Origin of the sequence: Stenotrophomonas sp. TEPEL (assembly GCF_004348785.1) — a bacterium.
GTDB classification, from domain to species: domain Bacteria; phylum Pseudomonadota; class Gammaproteobacteria; order Xanthomonadales; family Xanthomonadaceae; genus Stenotrophomonas; species Stenotrophomonas indicatrix.
This window is the reverse complement of the sequence record NZ_QQXJ01000001.1, coordinates 2,412,490-2,424,263: the sequence shown is the minus strand read 5'-3', so window position 1 is coordinate 2,424,263 and position 11,774 is coordinate 2,412,490. Positions and strand designations below refer to the sequence as shown.

Below are 11,774 nucleotides of genomic sequence, written 5' to 3'. Positions count from 1 at the left end.
TCCGGTGTTACCGGGAGATCGGTGCGGGTCCGGTGTTACCGGGCGATCGGTGCGGGTCCGGTGTTACCGGGCGATCGGTGTGGGGCCGGTGTTACCGGGAGATTGGTGCGGGGTCCGGTGTTACCGGGAGATCGGTGTGGGGTCCGGTGTTATCGGAAGGTCGGTGCGGTGGTTCGGTGTTATCGAAGCCTGCTGGGATCGATCAGGGGAATCTCGCCCAGCGCATCCAGCGTGACGCGGTGACTGCAGAATCCGAACGGGATATCTGCGGCGGGCTGCACATTGGTGCTTGGCACGCTTTCGATGTCCCGTACCTCGTCTACGGCCAAGGCAAAGGTCTCCGTGCCGGCCTGCACCAGCAGCATGGCCGGGCAGCCATGGGCAAACCCTCTCAAGCCGTTGGCCTGACGCAGGTCGACCACCGGCAGGGCGAGGCCTCGCACGGTGAGGTGCGGGCGCGCGCCACTGCCTGGGCGATCAAAGGTTTCCGGGCCGCGGATTTCAATCGCGGCTTCGACATCGATGGCAAACAGGTGGGTACCGGCCCGCACAACAACAACTTCAATGAAGGCCGGCGACGACGGGGCCGGTTCACCGGCCGAAGGGGAAGAGGGCTGCAAGAGGAACCTGTGGAAGGGTATTGAAACTGCAACGCAATGATGCCGTGTTGACGTGCCGTAACGCGTACTTTGCGGATGAGCGGCCAGCACGCGTTGCATGCGTCGTTCAGCGGGATCAAGGCGCCTTCACGGGTTGGCTTGGGCCGTGGGCGGATTGCCAGCCATGGGTTGGCACTACTGGGGTTTGGCGAAGACGTCCAGGCCTTTGCCGGTTTCCAGCAGCGATTTCAGGCTCGACAGCACGATCGGCCAGCCCTGGCGAATGCCGGTATCCATGCCGCTGCCCGGTTCCAGCTCGTCATGGGTCACCGTCAGCTTGACCATGTCCTCATACGGCACGATCTCGAACGTCACCCGGCTGTAGGCCTTCGGGTTGTCCGCCTGCGAGGCGGCGGCCCAGGTGATCACCAGTCGCGAGGGTGGGGTGTTTTCCACCACCTCGCCGACCAGTTCGACCTTGCGCTCGTCGTTGGCGCGCACGTGCTGCCAGCGCGAGCCGGGTTTCCAGTCCGATACGTTTTCGTGCCCCCAGTAGGTGCGGGCAATCTCCGGCCGGGTGATGGCTTCGAACACCTTCTGCGGCGTGGAGGCGATATAGATCACGTGGATGAAACGGGTGGATTCAGCGCTCATCGTCATTGTCCTTCCAGTTCCTGTTTGAGGTCATGCAGCAGGCTCAGGCGCTGCTGCTCGAACTTGCTTACCCAGCGCGTATAGACATCGTGCAGCGGCACCGGGTTGATGAAGTGCAGCTTCTCGCGGCCACGCCTGACGGTGCTGATCAGGTTGGCGTCTTCCAGCAGGCCCAGGTGCTGGGTAACCGATTGCCGGGCCATCTGCAGGTGCTCGCAGAGCTGCCCGAGCGTCTGCCCATTGCGCTCGCATAGCAGGTCCAGCAGCCTGCGGCGCGTGGGGTCGGCCAGTGCCTTGAACACCTTGTCTGCATCCATCGGGGGGGTCAGTTCCAGTTGTCGATCTTGACGTCGTGCGGGCTGGGCTGGCCGCGCCCGGTTTCCAGCAGGGATTTCAGGCTCATCAGGAAGATGGCCCACTTGGTGCTGCAGTGGTGCATGAACTCCACGCGCTCCTTCCAGCCTTCATGGCTGAACAGCACGATGCAGTAGTCGCCGTCCTGGTGGAGGGCGAAACGCGCCGTGGTGCCGATCCATTCCGGTGGGCCGTCGATGAATTCCCACAGCACCCGCTCGTTCGGTTGCAGCTGCAGCAGCTTCATCTGCATGGCGCCGATTTCCTGGCCTTTGGCGGTGAAGCGGGCGGTGATGGTGCCGCCGATGTGGCGGTCGCCGGTGGTGTCCTCTGCCCACCAGGCGGCGATGCCTTCGGGGGTGGCCAGGGCCTGGTAGACCTGGGCTGATGGGGCGTTGATGCCGACTCTGTGTGCGATATCCACCATGACTGCGGCTCCACGGTGGGCGGCGGGGTGCCGTCCGTGGGGTCACAATAGGCAGGTAAATGCCTGCATGTCAACTGTGCGGACGTGGATTTTCAACCGGGGTAGTGCCGGCCGCTGGCCGGCAGCTTGGGGGAAGTGGGGTGATTGCAGTTGCCGNCCAGCGGCCGGCAATACCGGTCGATGCAGCGGCGTGAATTGTCGGCCTGGGTGGTGCCGGCCGCTGGCCGGCAGCCTGGTGGAGTGGGTGACGGCCGGCAGCCTGGTGGAGTTGGGGGACTGCAGCTGCCGGCCAGCGGCCGGCACTACCAGGTCGCCGCGGGCGATTGGCGGCGTCTCAGTTCTCTGCGTCCTGTAGTGCTGCATGCAGTTTGTCGGTGATCTGCTGCAGCGCGGCCAGGTCGTCGGCTGAGAGATGGTCGAGGAAATTCCGGCGCACGCTGGCGACGTGTACCGGCCGCGCTGCGCTCAGCTGGGTGCGGCCATCTGCCGTCATGCGGATCACCACCACGTTGTCACTGTCGGTGTCACGCTCGATCAGGCCACGGCCGGCCATGCGGGTGAGTTGGTGCGAGAGCCGGGTCTTGTCCCATTCCAGGTAGTCCTGCAGGTCGCGCTGGCGGCGGCAGCGGTCCTTGGCCTTGCTCAGTTCCATCAGCACCACAAAGTCGGCACTGGAAAGCCCGGTGCTGCGGGTGATGTCGTGGACGATGCGGCCGGAGGTGATCTCGGCCATGCGCCGGAAGCCGCGCCAAGCGGCCCACTCGTCAGGGGTGATGGTGGGTGGGGTCATGCGCTTACGTTGCCCGTGGTTGGTTGACGTGTCAACTCGAACGTTCTACGGTCGATATATCAACCTACCAGCAGGCCGCCTCATGCCGCACCCTCCGCGTATTGCCATCATCGGTGGAGGCCCCGCCGGCCTGACCGCGGCGCTCATCCTGCATCGCGGCGGCCATCGCGTGAGCGTGTACGAGGGAGAGTCGTCCGGGCAGCAGCGCACCCAGGGCGGCACGCTGGACCTGCACGAGGACTCCGGCCAGGTGGCGTTGCAGCGCGCCGGTCTGCTGGAGGCGTTCCGGGCGGTGGCGCGCCACGAGGGACAGGAACAGCGGACGGGCGATCCGTGGACTGGAGAGATTGTCGCCGGTGGATTCGGGCCGGAGGGAAGCATGGCCAAGCCGGAGATCGACCGCGGCGACCTGCGCCAGTTGCTGCTGGATGCGCTGCCAGCCGACGCTGTGCAGTGGGGTCACTGCCTGAGCGGGATGAAACCTGCGGATGCCGGCCGCCACAGCCTGCGCTTCGCCAATGGCGTGCAGACCGAGGCGGACATCGTGATTGGTGCCGATGGTGCGTGGTCGAAAGTCCGCGCAGCGTTGAGTGCGTGCCAGCCGCTGCAGACCGGCATTACCTTCTTTGAAGGATGGATCGCGCAGCCTGCGGCGGATATCGCGGGCATGGTGGGGCAGGGCAGCCTGTTCTGCTTTGGCGGTGAGGAGGCGCTGTTCGTGCAGCGCAACAGCGGCGATCGATTCTGCGTGTACGCGGCGCTGAAGCGGCCTTCTGATTGGCTTGATGCGCAGATCGCGCAACAAGGCATGCCCGCGCTGGTGACAGGCAGCTACACCGGCTGGGCACCGAACCTGCGGGGGCTGCTGGAGGCGTGCACCGACTTCGTGCGGCGGCCGATCTACAGCCTGCCGGCGGATTTCCGTTGGACACCACGCAACGGCGTGACGCTGATCGGCGATGCTGCCCATCTGACGCCGCCGGTGGGCGTGGGCGTGAACCTGGCGATGCTGGACGCGTCGGACGTGGCGATGGCGTTGTGTGCGCAGCCGGATGCAGTGAGTGCCATTCGCCACGCCGAGTCCATTGTGCGTGAGCGCGCCAGCGCGCTGATGCCGGACGCCATTGACGGGTTCCAGCGCTGGTTCACTACCGAGGCGACGGCTGACGGCGGTTGAGGCCGCTTGCAACGCGGGGACGGGAAGCACCTGCGTCACTGCGTCGCAGCCTCTCTGCAGGATGCGGTACATCGGTTCAGCGCTAGAGTGGGCTCACCCCATCCAGGAAGGAGACGCGCATGTACTACAGCAGTGGCAACTACGAGGCCTTCGCGCGCCCGCGCAAGCCGGCGGGCGTGGACAACAAGACGGCCTGGTTCGTGGGTTCGGGCCTGGCCTCGCTGGCCGGTGCGGCGTTCCTGGTGCGCGATGGGCGCATGCCCGGCGAGCGCATCACCATCCTGGAACAGCAGCAGATTGCCGGTGGCGCGCTGGATGGCCTGAAGGTGCCGGAGAAGGGTTTCGTGATCCGTGGTGGCCGCGAGATGGAAGACCACTTCGAATGCCTGTGGGATCTGTTCCGCTCGATTCCGTCGTTGGAAATCGACGATGCCAGTGTGCTGGACGAGTTCTACTGGTTGAACAAGGACGACCCGAACTATTCGCTGCAGCGTGCCACGATCAATCGCGGCGAAGATGCGCATACCGATGGCTTGTTCACCCTGAGCGAGCAGGCGCAGAAGGACGTCATCGCGCTGTTCCTGGCCACCCGGCAGGAGATGGAGAACAAGCGCATCAACGAAGTGCTTGGCCGCGATTTCCTCGAAAGCAATTTCTGGCTGTACTGGCGCACGATGTTCGCGTTCGAGGAGTGGCACTCGGCGCTGGAGATGAAGCTGTACCTGCATCGTTTCATCCACCATATCGGCGGGCTGCCGGATTTCTCGGCGCTGAAGTTCACCAAGTACAACCAGTACGAATCGCTGGTGCTGCCGCTGGTGAAGTGGCTGCAGGAGCGCGGCGTGCGGTTCCAGTACGGCACTGAAGTGACCGATGTTGACTTCGACCTGCAGGCGGGCCGCAAGCAGGCCACGCGCATCCACTGGACGCGGGACGGCCAGGCCGGTGGCGTGGACCTGGGCGCGGACGATCTGGTGTTCATGACGATCGGCTCGCTGACCGAGAATTCCGACAACGGCGACCATCACACCGCCGCACGCTTGAATGAAGGCCCTGCACCGGCGTGGGACCTGTGGCGACGCATCGCGGCCAAGGATGCGGCGTTCGGGCGCCCGGATGTATTCGGTGCGCATATACCGGAAACCAAGTGGGAATCGGCGACGGTAACCACGTTGGACGCGCGCATTCCGGCGTACATCGAGAAGATTGCCAAGCGCGATCCGTTCAGCGGCAAGGTGGTGACCGGCGGCATCGTGAGCGTGCGCGACTCGCGCTGGCTGATGAGCTGGACGGTGAACCGCCAGCCGCACTTCAAGAACCAGCCGAAGGACCAGATCGTGGTGTGGGTGTATTCGCTGTTCGTGGATACGCCGGGCGATTACGTGAACAAGCCGATGCAGGATTGCACCGGCGAGGAGATCACCCGCGAATGGCTGTACCACCTGGGTGTGCCGGTGGAGGAGATCGACGAACTGGCGGCGACCGGGGCGAAGACAGTGCCGGTGATGATGCCGTACATCACCGCGTTCTTCATGCCGCGCCAGGCCGGTGACCGCCCGGACGTGGTGCCGGAGGGCGCGGTGAACTTCGCCTTCATCGGCCAGTTTGCCGAATCGAAGCAGCGCGACTGCATCTTCACTACCGAGTATTCGGTGCGCACGCCGATGGAGGCGGTGTACACGCTGCTGGGTATCGAGCGCGGCGTGCCGGAGGTGTTCAATTCCACCTACGACGTGCGCACGCTGCTGGCAGCGACCGGGCGTCTTCGCGATGGCAAGGAGCTGGACATTCCGGGGCCGGCGTTCCTGCGCAACCTGCTGATGAACAAGCTGGACAAGACCCAGATTGGTGGGCTGTTGCGTGAGTTCAAGTTGGTGCAGGACGACTGAGGCAGCGGGGCGCAGGTAGCGCCGCGTTGTCGGTGGAGCGGCTGAGGCGCTCCCAGGCATCGATGCGTTCTGTCATGGCAGCCAGCTTGCCGCGTACCAGTTGCAGCGCGTCGCTGCCCAACAGCAGATGCGTGGGTGGGTTGGGGGTGTCGATCACCTGCAGCATGGCTTGCGCGGCCTTGATCGGGTCGCCCAGCTGATGGCCGCTCTTTTCCTCGCGTGCGCTTCGGATCGGGTCGAACAGCGCGTCGTAGTCGCCGATGCTGCGCGAGGCCCGCACCATCGAACGGCCAGCCCAATCGGTGCGGAACGAGCCCGGTGCGATCGCGATCACATGGATGCCGAACGGCGCCACTTCCTTGCCCAGCACCTCGCTGATGCCTTCCAGCGCAAACTTGCTGCCGCAGTACCAGGCGATGCCCGGCAAGGTGATGAAGCCGCCCATGGAAGTGATGTTGAGGATGTGGCCGCGGCGGCGCGCGCGCATGTGCGGCAGCACGGCTTTGATCAGCGCGGCGGGACCGAACACGTTCACTTCGAACTGATGGCGCAGTTCGTCCAGCGTGGATTCTTCGAGGATGCCCTCGTGGCCGTAGCCGGCGTTGTTGACCAGCACGTCGATGGCGCCGATGTCGGCTTCGACGGTGGCCACCAGTGCATCGATGGCCGCGGCGTCGGTGACGTCCAGCAGGCGGCCGAAGGCGCGACCGGGGGCGAGCGCCGCGAATTGCTGGCGGGCAGATTCGCTGCGCACGGTGCCGACCACGCGATGGCCGGCCAGCAGGGCCTGCTGGGCCAGGGCGCGGCCGAAACCGCTGCTGACGCCGGTGATGAAGAGGAGGCGGGATACGGTCATGGCTGAGGGCTCGTGGCTGGGGAGTTGCACGTTAGTGATTGAGTGCGCGGCCGCCCAGGCCTAAGCTTCCGGCTTTCTTGCCTATTCCTCTGGAGCACCTGATGGGGCCGGCTGACGATCCGCTGCAACATCCGGCACAGGAACGCATGGTCGGCCTGCTGCAGGCGCTGGCTGTGGACGAGGGCTACACGCTGACGGCAGTGCCCGGGGTGCGGCTGCTGCGCTCCAACCGGCCACTGGCGCGCACGCCGGTGCTGTACGACCCGGGCATCGTGATCGTCTGCCAGGGCGCCAAGCGCGGCTATCTGGGCGGGCAGGTCTACCAGTACGACGCGCAGCACTACCTGGCGGTGTCGGTGCCGGTGCCCTTCACCATGGAAACCGAGGCCACGGCTGAGGCGCCGCTGCTGGCGATCTACCTGCATCTGGATCTGCAGCTGGCCGCAGATCTGCTGATAGAACTGGGCGAGCGCACTGCCAGCACCGAAGCGCTGGCAAGAAGCATGATGTCCAGCCCGATGCAGCCTGCGATGCAGGCCACGGTGCTGCGATTGCTGGAAGCGCTGGCCGATCCATTGGAGGCCGACGTGCTGGGGCCCTCGCTGGTGCGCGAGCTGTATTTCCGGGTGCTGACCGGCGCACAGGGTGGGGCGCTGCGCGAGGCGCTGGCGATGCGCGGGCGCTTCGGCCGCATCGGCAAGGTGCTGCGGCATATCCACGCGGCCTATTCGACGGCGTTGGATGTGGATGCGCTGGCAGCGCAGGCGGAGATGAGCGTGGCCACGTTCCATGATCACTTCCGCAGCATTACCGGTACCTCGCCGATGCAGTATGTGAAGTCCACGCGGCTGCATCAGGCGCGGCTGCTGATGCTGCGGCAGGGCATGACGGCTGAGGCGGCATCATTGGCGGTGGGGTACGCCAGCCCGTCGCAGTTCAATCGGGAGTTCAAGCGCTTGTTCGGGTTGCCGCCGGCGGCCGAGGTGGCGCGCATGCGGCGAAGTTTTGCGCTGCCGCCGGCGCCGGCCGATGCGCTGTATGTGTCTTCGCACTGACCGCTGCGCTCGCCGGGCATGGCCCGGCGCTACCAGGGAAGCCCGTGTCAGGTAGCGCCGGGCCATGCCCGGCGAACGAGTCGGTTGACAGGGTATCTACCTACTAGTAGGTTTGCATCCATGAAAGAGTCACTGTCCCCCAAGGCCCACGAGATCCTGGCCCACGCCCGTTCGCTGCTGGAAGCCGGTGGCTACAACGGTTTCAGCTATGCCGACGTGTCCGCGCGGGTGAACATCAGCAAGGCCAGCATCCACCACCATTTCCCCAGCAAGGCGGATCTGGTGCGGACGGTGGTGGAGCTGTACCGGGCGGAGGCACGGGAAGGCCTGGCGCTGCTGGACCGGCAGCTGGGCGATCCGTTGCTGGCGCTCAACGCCTACGTGGATTACTGGTCCAGCTGCATTGCCGGTGGCACCTCGTCGTTCTGCATCTGCGCGATGCTGGCGGCCGAAGCGCCGATGATCCCCGACGAGATTGCCGATGAAGTGCGCGGGCATTTCGAGGATCTGAGCGGCTGGCTGACGATCACGCTGGAAAAGGGTACGGCGCAGGGGCAGCTGAGGCTGCAGGGCACGCCTGCCGATGAGGCCAAGGCGTTCATGGCCTCGGTGCACGGCGCGATGCTGGCCGCGCGTGGGTTTGGTGATGCGGCGACGTTCGCGGCGCTCGCACGGTTGTCGATTGCCCGGCTGGTGCCGGCGGTCTGAATGTTTCGACGAAGGCCTGCGCGGAGCGGGCCTTCTTTTTGTCCACTGAGCCTACCTACTAGTAGGTTGAAAACTCCAGCAGAGGTCGCCATGAGTCATCCGCTTTCTTCCTTGGGCATCGTGCACACCGCGATCAGCCTGGTTCCCATCGCCGCTGGCCTGTTCGGTTTCATCCGGTATCGGGCCATTGATCCGGCTACGCGTGCCGGCAAGCTCTATCTGCTGGGATTGGTGCTGTCGGTGGTGACCTCGTTCACCGTCTCCAGCACCGGGGGCCTCAATCCTGGCCATGCGTTTGGTGTAGTGATTCTGCTGATTGCATTCGGTGGGGTGTTGGCAGCCCGGTTGCGGTTCCTGGGGCGGTTGGCGCCCTATCTGTCCACGTTCGCGCTGTCTTTCAGCTTCCTGTTGTCGTTGGTGCCGGGGGTGAATGAAACGCTGACACGCTTGCCGGTAGCGCACCCGATTGCGGCTGCACCGTTGGCGCCGGTGATCCTGCAGACGTTGCTGGGGTGCGCGGTGGTGTTTGCGGTTGGATTCGTGGCGCAGTGCTGGCGGATACATGCGGGCAACGCACGCGCACGCGTCTGACGCTGCAAGGGACAGTCCGGATGATCAGTCCGCCAGCGGCGCTGGTGCGTCTTCGCCGTAAGTGGCGTAGGCGCTGCCACACGTCGCGTGTGCCGCCGCATTGGCAGGCAGGCCGGTGGCCTTGATGCCACGCCGGGAATTGCCCGCGAGCACTTCCACGTAGCGCTCTGCTGCCATCGTGCCGTCGGGCAGAACATAGAGCAGCACGCGCTGCAGGGTGGATTGGCCATCCAGTGGCTGTGGCTGGCGGAATGCAGGGATCTGCACGCGTGCGCGACGCCATACCTGCGGTGCGGCGGCAGTCTGCCAGCGAACCTGCAACGGCTGGTCGAGATTCAGCAGCGCGACGCCGGTGGTGTGGTTGGACGCCGTGCACGCGGCGGGCGGCGCAGGAATGGGCGCGATGGCGTCGTCGCCGATGTCCAGCGTCGCGCCATTGATTTCCAGGCGCACGATCGGCGCGGCGCCGTAGTTATGCGTCTTGAACTGCACCAGCCCTTCCACGCGGCTGCGCTCGAGCTCGTATTCGGTAGCGCCGGCCAGACGCGCCAGCGCGGGGGCAACCTCGACGTGGTCGGCATAGTGGTAGTAGAGGTGCACGATGCCTGGCCCCCCCGATGTGCCCCACACGCGGGTGAGCGCTGTGGTATCCGGATAGGACTGGCGACGCAGTGGCAGGGTGCTTGCAGTGCCTTCGGAGGGCGCGCCATAGCGGTAGCGGTCGATGCCCGGCTTCAGTCGTGCGTTGTCGTAGGGGAAGGCGTTGTCTGCGTCGGATTGCGCGTTCGGATAGCGGTGGAAGGCAACGAAGCGCTGGGGGGTGTCGCCTTGCATGGGCTGGTCCGGTCCCGCGCCGGAGTAGGTGGAGGCATAGGGTGAGGTGTCCAGCCACAGTGCATGGCCACTGAGGTTGATGTGCGTTTCTGCGATGGCCGCACGCGAGCCACCGGTGGCGGTATCCAAGCGCCCGCGCAGTGAATCACCCAGAGGATAGATGAGCAGGGTGAGGACAGTGGGCACGAACATCAGGGCATGCACCCGGCCCGGCACGTGCCCGCGCTCGCGCACCATGTAGCGGGCCCAGGCCAGCAGGAGCAGCACCAGCAGCGGCACCCCGATCCACAGCGCAAGGGTGATCAACGCCACCACGCCCCAGCCGAGATTCGGGGTGCAGACCGCGATCAGGCCAAGCGCGGCGAGCAGGCTGGCCAGGACCAGCGAGACGCCGATACCGAAGCGGAAGTTCCTGTACGGGGTAGCAGTCATCACCGTTCCATCGGCAGGCCAGGGCGTGCCTGCATCTTGCCGGTTGGGTGGCTGCGTGGAAAGACGGAGGTGCTGTCAGCAGCCCACCAGCCGGTCGGCGCTGAGGCCACTGCGGTGCTGGTTGCGGTATTCGATGGGGCTGGCATCGACCATGCCGCGGAAGTGCCGGCGGAACGATTCCTGCGAGCCGAACCCCGCCTGTTCGGCCACCCATTGCAGCGGTCGGTCGGTGGTTTCCAGCAGTTCGCGTGCGTAGGCCACGCGTTCGCGGATGAGCCAATCGATGGGCGACAGGCCGGTGGCTTCGAGGAACTGCCGCTGCAGGGTGCGCTGGCTGAGTGCGGCCTGTTCGGCCAGGCTGCCCAGCGAATGCGGCTCGCGCAGGTTGCGGCGCATCCATTCCATCAGTTTCGCCAGCCGCGTGGGCTCGCCCAGCGGGATCGCGCGGCTGACCCGCTGGCTGCGTTCGGCATCGCGCCAGGGTGCCAGCACCAGCCGTTCGGCCACCAGATTGGCCACGCGCGCGCCGTAATCCTTGCGCACCATGTGCAGCATCATGTCCATGCCGGTGGCCGAGCCGGCCGAGGTGATGATGCTGCCGGCGTCCAAGTACAGCACATCGTCGCGCACGTGGATGCGCGGAAATTCGCGCGCCAGCGTTTCGGTGAGGCGCCAGTGGGTGGTGGCTTGGCGACCATCGAGCAAACCGGCCCAGGCGAGCACGAATGCACCGGAGCAGATGGACGTGATGCGTGCGCCGCGCGCATGGGCGCGGGTGAGGGCATCAAGCAACGCCTGCGGCGGGCGCTCGCTGGGTTCGCGCCAACCGGGAATGACGATGATGTCGGCGTCGTCGACGGCGCTCAGATCGTAGGGCAGCTGCACTTGCGCACTGCCGAGCATGCGCAGTGCACCGGGCTCGCCAGCGCAGAGCTGGGTGCGGTACCAGGCCACGCCCAGTTCAGGGCGGATGGGTGCGAACAGGCCGACCGCGCAGCCGAATTCGAACAGGCCCTGGCCGTGGCAGGCCACGATGGCGACGGTGGGCGCGGTCGGATCGGCAGGCAGGGTGGGCATGGCTTGATGCTACCGACGCAGGCACGTGTCGCTGAGTGGCGCGCGGGCATGAGGTGATGCCCGCAGGGTATATGGAGACCGGGGTCAGATCCTTTCCGCAGGAAGGGCTCTGACCCTGGGGATTCGCGTGTATGGGGTCAGAGCCCTTTCCTTCGTGTATGGGGTCAGAGCCCTTTCCTTTGGAAAGGGATCCGACCCGATGTTTGCAGGCTGCGTAAGGTCATTACCAGCAGTCATGTGGCTGGCGCGATGTGACGGTCACATGACGCGATATCCGCTGTTGCGTGTTGGGCGTGGGCTCTTGAATGGAAGCGTGTCTCCGGCCCACCCC

The 11,774-nt window shown here is 65.6% G+C and carries 13 protein-coding genes; 5 read left to right on the top strand and 8 right to left on the bottom strand.

Translation table 11 applies throughout. The features are described from left to right. Nucleotides 1-179: 179 nt before the first annotated feature. From TEP_RS10915 to TEP_RS10890, 5 genes are all read right to left on the bottom strand, one after another. Nucleotides 180-719: a chemotaxis protein CheW gene (locus TEP_RS10915; RefSeq protein ID WP_132825302.1), complete on the bottom strand. Its 540-nt coding sequence runs from the start codon at nucleotides 717-719 to the stop codon at nucleotides 180-182. 75 nt (nucleotides 720-794) lie between these two features. After that, on the bottom strand, nucleotides 795-1,253 hold the full coding sequence (locus TEP_RS10910; RefSeq protein ID WP_033830924.1) for an SRPBCC family protein: 459 nt from the start codon (nucleotides 1,251-1,253) through the stop codon (nucleotides 795-797). Between the two features lie 2 nt (nucleotides 1,254-1,255). Further along, nucleotides 1,256-1,570 carry a metalloregulator ArsR/SmtB family transcription factor gene (locus tag TEP_RS10905; protein WP_132825301.1) on the bottom strand — a complete coding sequence of 105 codons (315 nt, stop codon included), beginning with the start codon at nucleotides 1,568-1,570 and terminating at the stop codon, nucleotides 1,256-1,258. An 8-nt stretch (nucleotides 1,571-1,578) separates the two neighbouring features. Continuing rightward, nucleotides 1,579-2,034 carry an SRPBCC domain-containing protein gene (locus tag TEP_RS10900; RefSeq protein ID WP_132825300.1) on the bottom strand — a complete coding sequence of 152 codons (456 nt, stop codon included), beginning with the start codon at nucleotides 2,032-2,034 and terminating at the stop codon, nucleotides 1,579-1,581. 334 nt (nucleotides 2,035-2,368) lie between these two features. Next, nucleotides 2,369-2,824: a MarR family winged helix-turn-helix transcriptional regulator gene (locus TEP_RS10890; RefSeq protein WP_132825298.1), complete on the bottom strand. Its 456-nt coding sequence runs from the start codon at nucleotides 2,822-2,824 to the stop codon at nucleotides 2,369-2,371. 28 nt (nucleotides 2,825-2,852) lie between these two features. Here TEP_RS10890 and TEP_RS10885 point away from each other — a divergent pair, with 28 nt between their 5' ends. Both TEP_RS10885 and TEP_RS10880 read left to right on the top strand, forming a co-directional pair. Continuing rightward, the gene (locus TEP_RS10885; protein WP_240790688.1) at nucleotides 2,853-4,001 is read left to right on the top strand and encodes an NAD(P)/FAD-dependent oxidoreductase; all 1,149 of its coding nucleotides are present in this window, start codon (nucleotides 2,853-2,855) and stop codon (nucleotides 3,999-4,001) included. 119 nt (nucleotides 4,002-4,120) lie between these two features. Further along, entirely contained in the window at nucleotides 4,121-5,890 is a 1,770-nt protein-coding gene (locus tag TEP_RS10880; protein WP_132825297.1) for an oleate hydratase, read from the top strand. On the opposite strand, the gene TEP_RS10875 is transcribed toward TEP_RS10880, so the two are convergent. Next, nucleotides 5,868-6,746 (bottom strand): oxidoreductase, encoded by an 879-nt coding sequence (locus TEP_RS10875; protein WP_132825296.1) that lies wholly within the window; start codon nucleotides 6,744-6,746, stop codon nucleotides 5,868-5,870. The two genes, TEP_RS10880 and TEP_RS10875, sit on opposite strands and share 23 nt — an antisense overlap. 101 nt (nucleotides 6,747-6,847) lie before the next feature. On the opposite strand from TEP_RS10875, the gene TEP_RS10870 reads away from it, so the two are divergent. The 3 genes from TEP_RS10870 (at nucleotide 6,848) to TEP_RS10860 (ending at nucleotide 9,100) form a co-directional block, all read left to right on the top strand. Then, nucleotides 6,848-7,801: an AraC family transcriptional regulator gene (locus TEP_RS10870; RefSeq protein WP_206140206.1), complete on the top strand. Its 954-nt coding sequence runs from the start codon at nucleotides 6,848-6,850 to the stop codon at nucleotides 7,799-7,801. 120 nt (nucleotides 7,802-7,921) lie between these two features. After that, nucleotides 7,922-8,509, top strand: a complete 588-nt coding sequence (locus TEP_RS10865) for a TetR/AcrR family transcriptional regulator (RefSeq protein WP_132825295.1) — start codon at nucleotides 7,922-7,924, stop codon at nucleotides 8,507-8,509. 90 nt (nucleotides 8,510-8,599) lie between these two features. Next, nucleotides 8,600-9,100, top strand: coding sequence for a hypothetical protein (locus TEP_RS10860; RefSeq protein WP_032976128.1), 501 nt, complete (start codon nucleotides 8,600-8,602; stop codon nucleotides 9,098-9,100). Between the two features lie 24 nt (nucleotides 9,101-9,124). Here TEP_RS10860 and TEP_RS10855 read toward each other — a convergent pair whose 3' ends face one another. Continuing rightward, a complete protein-coding gene (locus tag TEP_RS10855) occupies nucleotides 9,125-10,366 on the bottom strand; it encodes a hypothetical protein (RefSeq protein WP_132825294.1) in 1,242 nt (413 codons plus the stop codon). Between the two features lie 75 nt (nucleotides 10,367-10,441). After that, complete coding sequence (locus tag TEP_RS10850) at nucleotides 10,442-11,443, bottom strand: helix-turn-helix domain-containing protein (RefSeq protein ID WP_132825293.1); 1,002 nt, start codon at nucleotides 11,441-11,443, stop codon at nucleotides 10,442-10,444. Nucleotides 11,444-11,774 lie beyond the last annotated feature (331 nt).

Excerpts from the sequence above, each read along its gene's own strand:
- TEP_RS10880 (WP_132825297.1), top strand. The coding sequence starts at position 4,121 with ATGTACTACAGCAGTGGCAACTACGAGGCCTTCGCGCGCCCGCGCAAG.
- TEP_RS10855 (WP_132825294.1), bottom strand. The coding sequence starts at position 10,366 with ATGACTGCTACCCCGTACAGGAACTTCCGCTTCGGTATCGGCGTCTCG.
- TEP_RS10865 (WP_132825295.1), top strand. The coding sequence starts at position 7,922 with ATGAAAGAGTCACTGTCCCCCAAGGCCCACGAGATCCTGGCCCACGCC.
- TEP_RS10905 (WP_132825301.1), bottom strand. The coding sequence starts at position 1,570 with ATGGATGCAGACAAGGTGTTCAAGGCACTGGCCGACCCCACGCGCCGC.
- TEP_RS10900 (WP_132825300.1), bottom strand. The coding sequence starts at position 2,034 with ATGGTGGATATCGCACACAGAGTCGGCATCAACGCCCCATCAGCCCAG.
- TEP_RS10915 (WP_132825302.1), bottom strand. The coding sequence starts at position 719 with ATGCAACGCGTGCTGGCCGCTCATCCGCAAAGTACGCGTTACGGCACG.
- TEP_RS10850 (WP_132825293.1), bottom strand. The coding sequence starts at position 11,443 with ATGCCCACCCTGCCTGCCGATCCGACCGCGCCCACCGTCGCCATCGTG.
- TEP_RS10890 (WP_132825298.1), bottom strand. The coding sequence starts at position 2,824 with ATGACCCCACCCACCATCACCCCTGACGAGTGGGCCGCTTGGCGCGGC.
- TEP_RS10870 (WP_206140206.1), top strand. The coding sequence starts at position 6,848 with ATGGGGCCGGCTGACGATCCGCTGCAACATCCGGCACAGGAACGCATG.
- TEP_RS10860 (WP_032976128.1), top strand. The coding sequence starts at position 8,600 with ATGAGTCATCCGCTTTCTTCCTTGGGCATCGTGCACACCGCGATCAGC.
- TEP_RS10910 (WP_033830924.1), bottom strand. The coding sequence starts at position 1,253 with ATGAGCGCTGAATCCACCCGTTTCATCCACGTGATCTATATCGCCTCC.
- TEP_RS10875 (WP_132825296.1), bottom strand. The coding sequence starts at position 6,746 with ATGACCGTATCCCGCCTCCTCTTCATCACCGGCGTCAGCAGCGGTTTC.